The sequence below is a fragment of the Psychrobium sp. nBUS_13 genome (assembly GCF_051201665.1).
Lineage (GTDB): Bacteria > Pseudomonadota > Gammaproteobacteria > Enterobacterales > Psychrobiaceae > Psychrobium.
On record NZ_CP179210.1, the window covers coordinates 3,151,030 to 3,165,332 of the forward strand.

15 protein-coding genes are annotated in these 14,303 nt (G+C 40.8%); 7 read left to right on the plus strand and 8 right to left on the minus strand.

Features of this window, described 5'->3' with window-relative positions; genetic code table 11:
• Nucleotides 1–627, minus strand: a complete 627-nt coding sequence (locus ACMAZF_RS14560) for a paraquat-inducible protein A (protein WP_435274502.1) — start codon at nucleotides 625–627, stop codon at nucleotides 1–3.
• Nucleotides 624–1,235, minus strand: a complete 612-nt coding sequence (locus tag ACMAZF_RS14565; protein ID WP_435274503.1) for a paraquat-inducible protein A — start codon at nucleotides 1,233–1,235, stop codon at nucleotides 624–626. The genes ACMAZF_RS14560 and ACMAZF_RS14565 overlap by 4 nt, the downstream gene beginning before the upstream one ends.
• A gap of 350 nt (nucleotides 1,236–1,585) precedes the next feature.
• Here ACMAZF_RS14565 and hpf point away from each other — a divergent pair, with 350 nt between their 5' ends.
• The gene (hpf, locus tag ACMAZF_RS14570; RefSeq protein WP_435274504.1) at nucleotides 1,586–1,984 is read left to right on the plus strand and encodes a ribosome hibernation-promoting factor, HPF/YfiA family; all 399 of its coding nucleotides are present in this window, start codon (nucleotides 1,586–1,588) and stop codon (nucleotides 1,982–1,984) included.
• A gap of 229 nt (nucleotides 1,985–2,213) precedes the next feature.
• Here hpf and ACMAZF_RS14575 read toward each other — a convergent pair whose 3' ends face one another.
• From ACMAZF_RS14575 to miaE, 3 genes are all read right to left on the minus strand, one after another.
• On the minus strand, nucleotides 2,214–2,705 hold the full coding sequence (locus tag ACMAZF_RS14575; protein WP_435274505.1) for a hypothetical protein: 492 nt from the start codon (nucleotides 2,703–2,705) through the stop codon (nucleotides 2,214–2,216).
• Between the two features lie 112 nt (nucleotides 2,706–2,817).
• A complete protein-coding gene (locus ACMAZF_RS14580) occupies nucleotides 2,818–3,693 on the minus strand; it encodes an HDOD domain-containing protein (protein WP_435274506.1) in 876 nt (291 codons plus the stop codon).
• Between the two features lie 112 nt (nucleotides 3,694–3,805).
• Nucleotides 3,806–4,567, minus strand: a complete 762-nt coding sequence (miaE, locus tag ACMAZF_RS14585) for a tRNA isopentenyl-2-thiomethyl-A-37 hydroxylase MiaE (protein ID WP_435274507.1) — start codon at nucleotides 4,565–4,567, stop codon at nucleotides 3,806–3,808.
• A gap of 352 nt (nucleotides 4,568–4,919) precedes the next feature.
• Here miaE and ACMAZF_RS14590 point away from each other — a divergent pair, with 352 nt between their 5' ends.
• A complete protein-coding gene (locus tag ACMAZF_RS14590; RefSeq protein ID WP_435274508.1) occupies nucleotides 4,920–5,219 on the plus strand; it encodes a hypothetical protein in 300 nt (99 codons plus the stop codon).
• Here ACMAZF_RS14590 and ACMAZF_RS14595 read toward each other — a convergent pair.
• Entirely contained in the window at nucleotides 5,211–5,402 is a 192-nt protein-coding gene (locus ACMAZF_RS14595) for a hypothetical protein (protein ID WP_435274509.1), read from the minus strand. The two genes, ACMAZF_RS14590 and ACMAZF_RS14595, sit on opposite strands and share 9 nt — an antisense overlap.
• Nucleotides 5,403–5,441: 39 nt before the next feature.
• Here ACMAZF_RS14595 and ACMAZF_RS14600 point away from each other — a divergent pair, with 39 nt between their 5' ends.
• Nucleotides 5,442–6,605, plus strand: a complete 1,164-nt coding sequence (locus ACMAZF_RS14600; RefSeq protein WP_435274510.1) for a cystathionine beta-lyase — start codon at nucleotides 5,442–5,444, stop codon at nucleotides 6,603–6,605.
• 39 nt (nucleotides 6,606–6,644) lie between these two features.
• Nucleotides 6,645–7,883, plus strand: coding sequence for a multidrug effflux MFS transporter (locus tag ACMAZF_RS14605; protein WP_435274511.1), 1,239 nt, complete (start codon nucleotides 6,645–6,647; stop codon nucleotides 7,881–7,883).
• A 332-nt stretch (nucleotides 7,884–8,215) separates the two neighbouring features.
• Here ACMAZF_RS14605 and ACMAZF_RS14610 read toward each other — a convergent pair whose 3' ends face one another.
• Nucleotides 8,216–8,848, minus strand: coding sequence for a DNA-J related domain-containing protein (locus tag ACMAZF_RS14610; RefSeq protein ID WP_435277257.1), 633 nt, complete (start codon nucleotides 8,846–8,848; stop codon nucleotides 8,216–8,218).
• Nucleotides 8,849–8,997: 149 nt separating this feature from the next.
• Here ACMAZF_RS14610 and ACMAZF_RS14615 point away from each other — a divergent pair, with 149 nt between their 5' ends.
• Entirely contained in the window at nucleotides 8,998–9,438 is a 441-nt protein-coding gene (locus tag ACMAZF_RS14615) for a TerB family tellurite resistance protein (RefSeq protein ID WP_435274512.1), read from the plus strand.
• A gap of 118 nt (nucleotides 9,439–9,556) precedes the next feature.
• A complete protein-coding gene (locus ACMAZF_RS14620; protein WP_435274513.1) occupies nucleotides 9,557–11,917 on the plus strand; it encodes a DNA polymerase II in 2,361 nt (786 codons plus the stop codon).
• 258 nt (nucleotides 11,918–12,175) lie between these two features.
• Here ACMAZF_RS14620 and ACMAZF_RS14625 read toward each other — a convergent pair whose 3' ends face one another.
• Nucleotides 12,176–12,793: a helix-turn-helix domain-containing protein gene (locus ACMAZF_RS14625; protein ID WP_435274514.1), complete on the minus strand. Its 618-nt coding sequence runs from the start codon at nucleotides 12,791–12,793 to the stop codon at nucleotides 12,176–12,178.
• 182 nt (nucleotides 12,794–12,975) lie between these two features.
• Here ACMAZF_RS14625 and glyA point away from each other — a divergent pair, with 182 nt between their 5' ends.
• Complete coding sequence (gene glyA / locus ACMAZF_RS14630; protein WP_435274515.1) at nucleotides 12,976–14,271, plus strand: serine hydroxymethyltransferase; 1,296 nt, start codon at nucleotides 12,976–12,978, stop codon at nucleotides 14,269–14,271.
• Nucleotides 14,272–14,303: the final 32 nt, after the last annotated feature.

Genomic DNA, 14,303 nt, shown 5'->3' on the forward strand with positions numbered 1-14,303 from the left:
TCATCGGTCGCATTTACGATCAAAGTCGTCCCACAACACTCTAGGATCAAAAGATTTAGCAGCTATCATCGTTAAAACAACAACACCGGCAAAGGCGATAGTGCCAGAGCCCGGCTGAACATTTAGTAAATGATCTAACTGAATTAGCGCCACCAAAATTGCAACAACAAAAATATCAACCATCGACCAGCGACCTATCAATTCTGTTAAACGATATAACTTCAGTCGTTTAACTGGGCACAATAGACCAGAGAAATATACCGAAAAACATAACATAAACAAAATGATAAATTTAATAATTGGCACCAAGACACTGGCAACAAACACAACAATAGCAATAGGTTCAGAGCCTTCTTGCCACAACACAATAATACCGCCAACAATGGTATTGTATTCAACTTGTCCCAACTTTTCAGTCACCATCATCGGCCACAAATTAGCGGGGATGTATAGCAACAAAGCCGTTATTAAGTAGGCCATTGTTAATTGAAGATTCAACGGTTTTCTTAAGTGTAATTGGGTTTGGCAGCGGGGACACTTCTCAAGTTCAATCGGTGACACCAAACTGCATGAAGAGCAATTAGCAAGTTGCTGACTTGCAGCAGACTGACGGCAATAATCATTCATCGATGCGCCTCATCTATCCAATGCCAAAATTGATAACGGTCAACCAAGGTTAAAACCTTGGCATAGCAAAAACAAAAAACCGCATAAGCCCAAAATGACCAACCAAGATCCATCTGAGCTATGGTGACTAATTTTACCAAACTCACTAAAATCCCCACTAAAAAAACTTCTACCATCGCCCATGGCATCATCACAAAAGTAAGCCGCAATATCGACGTTTGAGCCCAACAACCAATGCCCGTTTTTATAGATAAAATAAATGCGACAATCAATATCAAAATCAACGCTGGCAAGATAAATATAAAAAAGAGAACCAATACAGCAAGTACTTTGTAATCATCAAAATACATATTGATAGCACTTTGCCATAAATCAATTTGGCTAACATTGCCGCCAAGATTGAAAGTCATCAAATTAAACTGGGTCGTTACGAAAAGTATAATCAACCCAGTCGCCGCATACGATAACAGTTGATTAATGTTGCTGTGGTGCAGTCGTGTAATTTTATGCTTGCAGCGAGGACAAAGAGCGCATTCGCCTTCCTTAACATGCGGAGGCGCCATTAATAAATCACAGTGATGGCAGGCAATAACTTGCTCAGAAAACATGAATGTCCTTACGGGAGACAACCGTCTATAACGTTATGCTCGGGGGCAATAATAGCTCCCGATTGCTCTACTTACAGCACAAGCTGCAATACTTAGCTAATTTTCAGGACAAACTAGCACAAATACAACCTGTCACTATGCCATTTAAAATTATCGGTGTAACCCACTTATTCGCAATAATTGATATAAATCAGTAACAAAACTTTAGCGCGAACAATAATTCATCAATCAGCAAAAATGACTATTGACAGGGTTGATATAACGTGACAATTATAGAGTCATACAACGACGCACATCACAGGAGATAATTAGTTAGCTTTTAATTTAAACCACACAAGGAACACAAATATATGTATAAAGTAAACATCAGTGGTCAACATGTTTCAGTTTCTGACGAAGTTGTTAGTTACGTAAAAGAGTCAATCTCCAATCTAGAAAGATTTAGTGATCAAATTACGAGTGTGAACGTTAATTTCACAACCGAAAAACACGACACACATAAAATTATTGCCGAAGCGCAAATCCATATTCCCGGTGCCGATATTTTTGCAACATCAACGGCAGACCGACATATTACTAGTGCAATTGATGGCCTAATGAGTAAATTAGAAAATCAAATGCGCAAACACAAAAGCAAACATTTAGATAAAGCACATTCCGGCAACAAGTCCTTTGTTGAAACCGATGAAGAACGTGAAAAGCAAGATGAGTTTAATGCACTTGCAGATCGCGGGATAGTGACAGATTAATACTTCAATCACTATCAACCCAAAAAGGCTGAGTTAATAACTCAGCCTTTTTTGATGGCACAACAATTATACCAATTGCATTAAGTAAGTGATCTTGTTGTGCGTAGAGAAAATCAGCTAAAACAAGGCACTCGATTGACTAATAGCTGGCTATTAGGATTGAGAGCAACGCCATTTTAGTTAATTTTAACAAGTACAAGTGGGCAAATATTTAATGCAATTAATGGTATTATTTATCGTTAGCTAAACTTTCAAGGGTGAACTTCATTTTAAGTTCTTTAATTTTTAGTCCTTTACGTGCGCCGGTGACAACCATGCCACGAGGTGTATCCTTTGCCAGTATCAAATAATCTTTTTTAATTTCAAAAAACATCTGTTCTTTATCTTCACGCCAATCCGTCGGAAACAACCACAAACGATCACAGTCTTCATGCCAGCTAGTTTCAACATAAGATGGTGTTTCATTCTCAAGATCTTCTAAAACTTGAAAGACAAGTCCCTGATACGCGCATATTTCGTCATCACACTTTTCATTGTAATAGGTAAATAAACGTCCTTTAAATACATACTCAGCTTCAAACATCGCATTAACAAACATTGCATCTTGTTCGCTTTCAGACGGCGCAATATTGGGCACCGGACAAAAGTTCTTCTCATTGCCTAATACGGAGCTAGACAACACAATAGTTGCTGCACATAAAATTTTGATTAAGTTTTTCAAAATAAATTTCCAGAGTTTTGAATTACTATCAATTATAAACGATACATAGTTTAAATAATCAAATTTGTCGAAAGGAGTTTAACGGACACGAAATAATGCTATCAAATAAGGATTAACTCACACTGCTTAGTTCAGGGTTCAGCGATGATAAGACACTATCAAGCTGCTCTAATGCTTCCTCAGTGGCCATTTCAATTTCATCGCTAGACAAATTAAGTCCAGTATGAACCTCTTCTATCTCATGTTGCACTTTTACCATCGCATTAAAGGAGCCAAGTGACGTAATACCAGGAAAATGCTGACCTGCAATATTATTAGCAAGGCCTATAATACTTGCCTCTTGTTCAAATCGTTCACTATTACTTGGCTGATGATGATTTTCAACGGTTTCAGTTAACCAATCAGGTAAATTCCAAGCACGGCATAACGCACCGCCAATTTGATGACTTGTGAAGCCCAATACTTTGTGCTCGGCAATGCGAGGCTCTATTCCTAATTTAGAAACAAGCTCGCATATTTTTAATGCTTTTGTGCCTAAAAGATTAAAATAAATTAATTGACCAACGTCATGTAGAAGTCCAGCAATATGTAAACGTTCGCTATTGGGCAAATAACAATAAAGCCCAATGCGCCTTGCTAGTAAACCAGTCAGCACACTATGGCGCCAAAACGCTTCCATATTGATTTCACCGCCCGCTAATCTAGACATCGCCTCAACAACAGACGCCGTTAGAATTAAATCACGAAACTTATCTTGCCCAATGATGGAAATGGCGTGGTCGAGACGTTCAATCTTGCGGGGTAAACTATAAAATGCACTATTAACTAAGCGCAATACAGCCATGGTCATGCCAGGATCGGTATTAACAACTTTAGCCAACGCAGCAGAATCCGTTACTTCCTGCTCCAGTAAATGGCAACATTTATGGTAAGCCTGAGGTAAGGAAGGTAATGAATTAACTTTTTCGACTAATAGATTAAAATCCATTTATATATTCTATGATCTTTAATTAAGGTAAAGGTATTAAAAAATAGTATCACACTAAGGTAAATAAACTAAAACCTTAACGAGCTATTTTTAACTAAGTTATGCTAATAAATTAAGCAGTTGGGATACCGCTATGAAATTTAAAATCATCGTCTTCAGATAAAATAAGTTTTGCTTCTTGCTCTCCAAAAAAACGAATTCGCTCACTTATGTCTTTACCAGCCACCATTTTAGCCAGCGCTAAATAATCTTGATAGTGGCGAGCTTCAGAACGCAATAATGACGTATAAAATTTATTTAAGTCATCATCCAACAAGGGCGCAATTTTAGCGAATCGTTCACACGAACGCGCTTCAATATAAGCACCAATAATTAACTTATCAATTAACGTATTAGGTTCGTGAGTAGTAACATGCGTCATCATGCCTTTAGCGTAGCGACCAGCACGAATATTTCGATATTCGATACCTCGTTGCTCCATAATTTCTAATACCTGATAAAAGTGATGTAACTCTTCTTTTATCAATAACACCATTTTATCAATCAATGCTTGAGCAAAAGGATCGTCGCTATTGGCAACAATCTTTTTCATAGGCGGATTATATTTAGACAGTGCTTCCATTGAACCAACTTTCTTATAAACATATTGCTCATAAGGTTCAAACCATTTCATGACCGCATCACAACTTGATTTATCCAATGCGTACTTTCGCATTAAAAACATCGCTGTTTGACCTGCTTTTAATTCACACATTAAATGATCAAGTAATAAATCAGCTAAATTTTCTGACTTAATTGCTTCTTGCACCCAAGCATCTGGTGTTTTGCAATGTAAAAACTCTAAGATTGGCGCAAGTAATTGTTGATTCGACACTTTGATTCCAAGCGGCTAAAAATTTGGCGGCATATTAGCATGTGTCAAACCAATAATCATTGATCTACTAAGTAACTTTTCAATAAGACTAGCCCAAAGTCGATGTCATACCAATTGCATTAAATATTTGCCCACTTGTACTTGTTAAAATTAACTAAAATGGCGTTGCTCTCAATCCTAATAGCCAGCTATTAGTCAATCGAGCGCCTTGTTTTAGCTGATTTTCTCTACGCACAACAAGATCACTTACTTAATGCAATTGGTATCATTTTTCTGGCAATTACAATCTGCGTTTACTTCAATCCGATCTCCTGTTTACAAAGTAAACTTTTTGTAACGTAGTTGGAGAATCATGATGCCAAAGAAATTAGGTCATGGTAGTTATCATATTCAACTAGATCATCGTGTGCTCATTAGCGAGTCATATGGCAGCTGGAACGACATTACCATTAAGCACTTTATTGATGAGTACAAATTAAAAGCCACGCCATTGTTAAATAAAGCATGGGCAGCGATTGTTGACGTTAGTCAACGGAAATTGGCGACACAAGAAGCAGAAGCAATAGCAAAAGACTTTGAGCTCTGGTGCAAGAACAACAATAGAGCCCATACTGCCATTGTCGGCAGTAACTCCATGATTAATTTAAACTAAATAGTTCAAGTATTGATGACAACGAGTCTCACATTGCAATTGACCATTTTTCCAGTCAAGAAAAAGCGCTCGACTGGCTAGCGCAATGTGGCTATCTTTCGACCAAGCGTCATTGTCATCAACATCAATCTTAGTCATACCCAAATAAACTAAATAATTTGGTGCATCCTGTTTCGCTTTCATGTTTAATGGACATCTAGACGTCTTTAGATAGGATTACCAATGAAAGCTGATACCCAACTAATTGATAGTGGCCGTGAAGAAAAATGGACACAAGGCGGTGTAAACCCTGTAGTGCAACGTGCATCAACCATGGTGTTTGATAGCGTCAGCGACATGAAGCATGCAACGGCCAACCGCGCAGGTGACACATTATTTTATGGGCGTCGCGGCACAACGACCACCTTTGCATTATCAAAAGCAATGACAGAGTTAGAGGGTGGTGCAGGTTGTGCTTTATATCCTTGTGGCACAGCAGCCATCACCAGTGCCCTGCTTTCATTTTTAAAACACGGCGATCATTTATTAATGGTCGATACGGCTTATGAGCCGACTCGCGCCTTTTGCGACAACATGCTTAAAAATCTTGGGATCTCCACCACCTATTACGATCCAATGATTGGTAAAGATATTGACTCATTAATCCAACCGAACACTCGCATGTTATTTTTAGAGTCTCCAGGGTCAAACACCATGGAAATACAAGACGTGCCGACGTTATCTAAAATGGCACATCAGCATGACATCACGGTTGTACTCGATAACACCTGGGGCAGCGGATTATTATTCAAACCCTTTGATTACGGTGTCGATATATCAATTCAAGCTGCCACTAAATACATCGTCGGCCATTCAGATGCCATGCTCGGTACCGCGGTCGCCAATGAAAAGCATTGGCCGCGCCTTCGAGAAAACAGCTACCTGCTGGGTCAATGTGCAGCCCCTGATGACTGCTACATGGCACTGCGTGGTATTCGCACATTATCAGTGCGTATGAAACAACATCAACAAAGTGCGCTAACTGTTGCACAATGGCTAAAACAGCACCCTATCGTAAAAACCGTGTTGCACCCTGCATTTGAAGAATGTCCAGGACACGAATTTTTTAAGCGGGACTTTAGTGGCTCCAACGGCCTATTTTCATTCGTGGTTAATTGTCGCGATGAAGCTAAAATAACGGCCATGCTGGATGGATTGAAGCACTTTAAAATGGGCTTTAGTTGGGGCGGATTTGAAAGTCTCATTCTACCAGTAAATGGCTTGGATAGATTACGAACGGCGAAACCATGGACTGAAGAAGATCGCGTTATTCGTGTGCATATTGGACTGGAAGATGTTGACGATCTCATTGAAGATTTAGCACAAGGCTTGGCCATGCTCTCATAAATTAACCATCACAGGTAAAGCAACTACAAAAAGGGTTAGATGTCACGTACACTAGCCCTTTTTCAGTTCACAAGCCTTACCATGCCACAGCAAAAATCATCATCGGCTACCCAACCATTATTCATTCTAGTATTGCTGGTTATTTTTAGTCCAATCGCTATCGATATTTATTTGCCTGCCCTGCCGCAAATAGCGACTGATTTAGCCATTAATAATGCACTCGCCCAAGACACCATCACTTGGTTCATCTTCAGCCTTGGTTTAGGCCAATTATTTGCTGGGCCGTTAGCCGATCGCTATGGCCGCAGACCGGTCGCACTAATTGGTATTGTTATCTACATCAGTTGCTCAGTTGTCGCTTACCTTGCCAAATCTATCGACGTACTACTTATTGTTCGTCTGTGCCAGGGCTTAGGTGCCTGCGCAACTTCTGTTGCGGCGTTCGCTTGTGTCCGTGATAGTTTTGGACCAGAAAAAAGCGGCCGCATGATTAGTTATCTCAACGGTGCAATTTGTTTTATTCCTGCATTGGCCCCTATTCTTGGTAGTTGGCTCACCAGTGAATTTGGCTGGCGTAGCAATTTTAGTTTTATGACCGTGTTTGGCGTTATTAGCCTAGCGTTTATTTGGTTCGGCATGCGAGAAACTAGACCTGACCACACAATAAACAGTAAATATCTTATAAGCTGGCAACGTTATAAAAGTGTTCTTTATCACCCAACGTTTTTATTTCATGCCGTTATGTGTCTGCTAGCAATGGCGGTTATTCTTGCGTATGTCACATCAGCACCTGTCTATCTGATGAATCAGCTTGGCCTAAACATGACACAATTTACCTGGTGGTTTGGCATTAACGCCGTGTTTAACATCGCAGCCAGTTTACTGGCCCCTAAACTAATGGACAAAGTGGGCAGCTTTATAGCCTTAGCCATCGGATTAGCGAGTTTAGTTATTGCTGGTTTCGCCATGTTTGCGCTGCAAGGATTTGCAACTGACTGGGCGTTTATGATCCCTATCATTGGCTCATCTATTGGATTTGCATTGGTGTTAGGGGCCAGTGCGGGTAAAGCATTGGCGCCTTTTGGCGATCGTGCAGGCACCGCGGCGGCATTACTTGGTTTAATTCAAATGAGTGGTGCTGGATTATTAGTGGGGTTGATGCAGCGTAGTCCGTTAAATGATGTCGATTTACTCAGCGTACACATGTTGTTATTACTACCTTGCTTACTCATTTTATGTAGCCAACGAGGCAGAGCGTGGCACTTTATTACGCGCTAGTATATACCCAAGCCACTTGAAGATGCATGTTTCAGAGCTCGGGTAGGAATCGAATACAAGGCATGATTTGTGATTAATGGCTATTCCCTGATTATGAATCATAACGCGGTAGTCGTTTTCTACCCGAACTCCCAAAGGGCAAGGCGATAAGCGACCAACCGGCAACTGCTCCTGCGTTGCTCTAGCTCCGGTATCCATACCGTCGTACGTCGTTATAAGATATTTGTTGAGAATGACTTAACGACACATCTTATGCCTAGTATTTGGCACGCTTCTCGACTTGCTGAAATCGAGCATCTTCATGTAGCTTGGGTATATTTATCACCTACTAACTATTCAATACGTAATGTTTGCCAGGCTCGGCAAGCTTGCTTGAATTTAGTGGCATCCCCTCCCGTCCTATCAGGATGATGTTGTAACGCCAATTTACGCCAGCGCTTTCTAATGTCACGAGAGCTGGCGTCACTGTCTAATCCAAAGACTTCCAACGCATGTTCGCGACCCACCGTCGGTGATGTTTCGCCGATATAGTCATTATATTTATGCCAAAACGACTTCAACATTTCACGAATTAAGTCACCACTGGTATCGTAATTATCCCAATCAAGATAATAATCTCTAAGGGCCACATCGTGTTGCAACTCAAGCTCAACATGAGATGGCACAGAGCGAGATAGGAAAATATCCATCGCCTGAACTTGCAACCATTGATTAGGCAACAACATTAGTTGTAACTGATAAAGGGCATTCATGGTCAAAAAATTACGTTTAAATAAATCTTTGTTTTCGTCTTCATCAAGGGCTTGCAACAAGCCTTTTTCACGTAAAGCAGTAACCAAGTAGTGAACTTTCCAATGCTGTGGTTGATCTTCCAATAGACTAAGTAATGGCCAAGTTAACGGATTGTCTTGGCTGCTGGCTTTTAATAGAAGCTCGGTAGTAGGTGAGTGTTTTGCAATGTCCATATTCATAAGAAATCTAACCGATACTTTGTTGATAAAGTAAGCTAATCCTAATCAAGTGTGAGCCATAACACAACTGATTACAAAGACTCTCTTGGTATTATTGTTTAAAAATGTAAACTCAGGTTATTATCCAAATAATCGAGCACGCTATGTTTAAATCTCTTGGCCAATTATTTTCCCATATCACAGAGAAAACACCGCAACCTGTGGTTAATTTAGAGCTAGCTATGACTGTACTGTTGTATGAAGTTGCTGCGGCAGATGACCACATCCACACCAGTGAAGAAGCTAAAATACGGCATTTAATTCGCGATAGTTTTAAACTCGATGATGTGACTGCACAAGCATTATTAAGGCAAGCGAAAACCCATCAACACAATGCAGTGTCATTACAAGAGTTTACCCATATCCTAAAAGAAAACCTTGATCGCGAACAACGGGTACATTTTTTACAAGAGTTATGGCAAGTCGCCCATTCAGATGCCGACATCGACAACAATGAAGAACACATTATTCGCCGTATTAGCGATCTTTTATACCTCAATCACAGTGATTTCATTAAAACAAAGCTTAATGTCATCGACTCATAACGACAACAAGCGATAGTAAAAGACAAGCACGCGATACTAAAAGACAAGCACGCGATACTAAAAGATAGTGCCGCAATAACTCTGCCGCTATAATACGAACAAATGACAATTCCATTAGATGAATATGCAAGCCTCAGCTAGCCAACACGGATTTTTACTCACTCAACACGCATTAGACATTGGCTCCAAACCTGTTATCGTTTGTTGGTTAGCAACAGCACAAGGCCCCGTAAAACTTACCATTGAAGACCAACAACCGGTTTTCTTTATTGCCAGTGGGCAATTAACGCAAGCATTGCAAGTTTTACGTGACGAAGGCATCGAGTGCCATAGCAAATCACTTGATATGCAAACCTTTGAACTGAAAAACGTCAGCGCCCTCTATTTTAATAATATCAGTCAATATCGCAGTGCAAGTTACTTACTTAAGCAAGCACTGATCATGACTTATGAAAGTGATTTTAGGCTCGACCAACGCTTTTTAATGGAGCGCTTTATCTGTGGCAGTTTAGAGTTCACAGGCCAAGCCATAAATCACCCAGAATATACGGAATATCGTCAAGTCAAAGTCAGACCAAGCAACTATGTGCCTCAGCTATCCGTCTTATCATTAGATATCGAATGTAGTCAAAAAGGTGTACTTTATTCTGTTGGCCTTCACGCCAGTGATTATCAAAAAGTGATCATGGTTGGCGAGCCCCAGCAAAGCCATGACTATATAGAATGGGTACACGATGAAGCTGCGTTACTTGACGCACTCGAAGTCGCTATCCAAACCCGAGATCCTGATATTATTATTGGTTGGAATGTCATTAACTTTGATTTTAGACTTCTTATCAAAAGAGCCCAATATCATGGTCGTAAACTTCGCCTTGGCCGTGGCCAGAGCTTCGCGCATTGGCGTGAATCCAATACCGACAACAATGGCTATGTCAGCATTGGCGGCCGTGTGGTTGTCGACGGTATCGACTCGTTAAAATCTGCCACCTATCACTTTGCTAGCTTTAGCTTAGATTTTGTCGCCAACGCACTGCTTAATCGCGGAAAGTTAGTCGATAACGTGCATGATCGCATGGCTGAAATTAATCATAATTTCATGCACGACAAGCCAGCGCTTGCCGCCTACAACCTTGAAGATTGCGCGTTAGTTAACGACATATTTTCCCACACCAATGTTTTAGAATTTCTCATATTTAGAAGTCAGCTAACTGGCCTGCTGCTTGATCGCGTTGGTGGCTCTGTTGCTGCTTTTACCAACCTTTATTTACCGAAATTGCATCGCGCCGGATACATTGCTCCTAACTTACCGCCAGATGGTGGTTTAGCAAGTCCCGGTGGTTATGTCATGGACTCTATTCCTGGACTCTATAACAATGTGCTAGTGCTTGATTTCAAGAGTCTATACCCCTCTATCATTCGTACTTTCAAGATCGATCCTATGGGACTGATTGAAGGACTGAATAACCCAGAACAAGCCATTGACGGCTTTAAACAAGCAAAATTCTCACGCGAAAAGCATTTCTTGCCACAAATTATCACTGACCTTTGGCAGCAGCGCGATCAAGCGAAAAGAGACAATGACAGCCCACGTTCTCAAGCCATCAAGATCATAATGAGTTCGTTTTATGGGGTATTAGGCTCAGGCGGCTGTCGCTTTTACGACACGCGATTAGCCAGCTCAATTACCATGCGTGGCCATCAAATTATTCAGCAAACCGCCGAGTGGATTGAAGAAAAACATCAAGTAATTTACGGCGATACCGACTCTGTTTTCGTCTTAGTCGGCAATAAATACGACAGTCAGCAAGCCAATCAAATTGGTCGAGAATTAGCTCAGGATATTAATCAACGTTGGCGAGAAAAGTTACGCCAAGACTTTGATTTAGATTGCCAAATGGAACTCGAATTTGAAACCCTCTACCAACGATTTGTAATGCCAACTATACGTGGCTCAGAACTGGGCAGCAAAAAGCGTTACGCAGGTCTACTCTCAACACCAACCGGTAGTCAGTTAGTCTTTAAAGGCTTGGAAAGTGTCAGAAGTGATTGGACAGAGCTGTCGCGAGATATTCAACAAGCGGTGTATAAACAAGTATTCGATAAACAAGATCCTAAAGACTATATCTTGCAAATCATTGACGATGTGAAACAAGGTAAGCTTGACGACAAACTGGTCTATACCAAACGTTTGCGCCGTGAATTATCGCAATACGTTAAAAATGTACCGCCTCAAGTCAAAGCTGCGCGTCTTGCCGATGAAAAAAATAAGGCACTAGGCAGACCTTTGCAATATCAACACAAAGGCAGCATTAGCTATATTATGACGCTCAATGGACCTGAGCCTGTGGACTACCTAACGAGCATTATTGATTATCAACATTACATCGACAAACAAATTGCGCCTATCGTTGACGGTATTTTGCCTTTTATCGGCACCAGCTATGCACAAATAACCGATGTGCAAATGGGGTTGTTTTAGGGATATTTAGAATAATACCAATTGCATTAAGTAAGTGATCTTGTTGTGCGTAGAGAAAATCAGCTAAAACAAGGCGCTCGATTGACTAATAGCTGGCTATTAGGATTGAGAACAACGCCATTTTAGTTAATTTTAACAAGTACAAGTGGGCAAATATTTAATGCAATTGGTATAATAGAAAGGCTTTCTTAAAACGAGCAGCGAAACGAACGATTGTGATGCCATGTTAATAGCACGTCAATTGCTCGTAAAATGGGATTAACTCGTTGTTACCCACAAGATTAACGCATCTTCTTTACTGGTCGAAATTAAGCAGTGCCCCATCATGGTATCATAATAAGCACTATCGCCAACCGTTAACTTGGTTGGCTCGTAAAATTCGCTATACAACTCAACCTCACCTTCAAGCACGAGCAAAAACTCTTCGCCTTCGTGACGTACCCAATCGCCATAATCATCAAACGAGCGAGCATGAACGCGAGAACGATAAGGCATCATTTTCTTTTGGCTTAACTGTGTTGATAACAACTCATGTTCATAAGTTGGCGTTAAATGAGGAACACCCTGACCTGATTTAGTGATATCACGGCGCCCTGTTGCTTGTGCTTTTTCTGGTTTGGTAAATAACTGCGGAATATCAATATTCAAACCCGCTGCTAACTTTTGCATAACAGCAAAGGTTGGTGATATTTGCTCGTTTTCAATCTTAGATAATGTTGAACGCGCTAATCCCGTTAATTTACCTGCTTCTTCTAACGTCAGATTATTTTGCTTACGAATTGCTTTGACTTGTTTACCCAATTGCATCTTTTCTACCGGACGTTCTTTTTGTTCATTATCGGCAACAGTCATTGAAGGGTAAATATCAGTAGTCATTAATTGGGTACCACGCATTAGGCAAAGTTTGAATGAGCGCCAATTGTTACATAAAAATTTCGTAGGAGAAACACCCAACAAAAAGTTTACTACAGTAGAGTTTTCAACAAATTACAAACAAAGGTTTCCAATTGGAAACTTTTAATCTATTATGTGGAAAACAACCTAATAAGAGAACGATTATGAAAAGTAATTACAGCTCATTCGAACTAGAACATTTCTTCGCATCAGGTTTACCAGCAACCGATGGTGCCGTACAAATGGCAATCGAATTAGAAAATAAACGTCAAGAGCAACAAATTGAATTGATCGCTTCTGAAAACATCGTTTCAAAAGCCGTAATGGAAGCGCAAGGTAGCGCACTAACAAATAAATATGCTGAAGGTTATCCTGGTCGTCGTTATTACGGCGGTTGTGAATACGTAGATATCGTTGAGCAACTAGCGATTGACCGTGCAAAACAAATCTTTGACTGTGAATTCGTTAACGTACAACCACACTCTGGCGCACAAGCCAACGGTTCAGTATTCCAAGCACTATTAACGCCAGGCGATACTATTCTAGGAATGTCACTAGATGCAGGTGGTCACCTGACTCACGGTGCACGCCCAGCGCAATCAGGCAAATGGTTTAACGCTGTACAATACGGTGTTCGTGAATCTGATCTAGCAATTGATTTCGACCAAGTATTAGAACTTGCTCGTGAGCACAAACCAAAACTAATCATTGCCGGTGGTTCAGCTATTCCACGTCAAATCGACTTTAGCCGTTTCCGTGAAATCGCTGACGAAGTAGGTGCTTACCTAATGGTTGATATGGCACACATCGCCGGTCTTATTGCGACAAACCATCATCAAAATCCATTGCCATACGCAGATGTTGTTACTACAACAACCCATAAAACATTACGCGGCCCACGTGGTGGCATGATCTTGACTAACAACGCAGACATCGCTAAGAAAATTAACTCAGCGGTTTTCCCAGGTCTTCAAGGTGGCCCACTAATGCACGTTATCGCTGGTAAAGCGGTTGCATTAGGTGAAGCGTTAGAGCCGGAGTTCCACTCATACATCTCTCAAGTGATTACCAATGCTAAATCATTAGCTAATACGCTAATCTCTCGCGGCTGTGACATTGTTACTGGCGGCACAGACACTCACTTAATGCTTGTTGACCTACGTCCTAAAGGACTAAAAGGTAATGCAGCAGAAGAAAGTCTAGAGCGTGCAGGTATCACTTGTAACAAAAACGGAATTCCATTTGATCCAGAAAAGCCAATGGTTACTTCAGGCATCCGTCTTGGTACGCCAGCAGGCACAAGCCGTGGTTTCAGTGAAGAAGACTTCATTCAAATTGGTCACTGGATTGGTGATGTATTAGATGGTCTAGCAAGCAACCCAGAAGACAACAGCGCTGAAGAGCAACGTGTTTTAGGTTTGGTGCAAGAGCTTTGTGAAAAATACCCTTTATATCGTTAATTCCCCAATAAACGATAAGGAACTATGTAAAA

Excerpts from the sequence above, each read along its gene's own strand:
- ACMAZF_RS14600 (WP_435274510.1), top strand. The coding sequence starts at position 5,442 with ATGAAAGCTGATACCCAACTAATTGATAGTGGCCGTGAAGAAAAATGG.
- ACMAZF_RS14620 (WP_435274513.1), top strand. The coding sequence starts at position 9,557 with ATGAATATGCAAGCCTCAGCTAGCCAACACGGATTTTTACTCACTCAA.
- ACMAZF_RS14595 (WP_435274509.1), bottom strand. The coding sequence starts at position 5,402 with ATGAAAGCGAAACAGGATGCACCAAATTATTTAGTTTATTTGGGTATG.
- glyA (WP_435274515.1), top strand. The coding sequence starts at position 12,976 with ATGAAAAGTAATTACAGCTCATTCGAACTAGAACATTTCTTCGCATCA.
- ACMAZF_RS14560 (WP_435274502.1), bottom strand. The coding sequence starts at position 627 with ATGAATGATTATTGCCGTCAGTCTGCTGCAAGTCAGCAACTTGCTAAT.
- ACMAZF_RS14605 (WP_435274511.1), top strand. The coding sequence starts at position 6,645 with ATGTCACGTACACTAGCCCTTTTTCAGTTCACAAGCCTTACCATGCCA.
- ACMAZF_RS14590 (WP_435274508.1), top strand. The coding sequence starts at position 4,920 with ATGATGCCAAAGAAATTAGGTCATGGTAGTTATCATATTCAACTAGAT.
- ACMAZF_RS14625 (WP_435274514.1), bottom strand. The coding sequence starts at position 12,793 with ATGACTACTGATATTTACCCTTCAATGACTGTTGCCGATAATGAACAA.
- ACMAZF_RS14565 (WP_435274503.1), bottom strand. The coding sequence starts at position 1,235 with ATGTTTTCTGAGCAAGTTATTGCCTGCCATCACTGTGATTTATTAATG.
- ACMAZF_RS14610 (WP_435277257.1), bottom strand. The coding sequence starts at position 8,848 with ATGGACATTGCAAAACACTCACCTACTACCGAGCTTCTATTAAAAGCC.
- ACMAZF_RS14615 (WP_435274512.1), top strand. The coding sequence starts at position 8,998 with ATGTTTAAATCTCTTGGCCAATTATTTTCCCATATCACAGAGAAAACA.
- ACMAZF_RS14580 (WP_435274506.1), bottom strand. The coding sequence starts at position 3,693 with ATGGATTTTAATCTATTAGTCGAAAAAGTTAATTCATTACCTTCCTTA.
- hpf (WP_435274504.1), top strand. The coding sequence starts at position 1,586 with ATGTATAAAGTAAACATCAGTGGTCAACATGTTTCAGTTTCTGACGAA.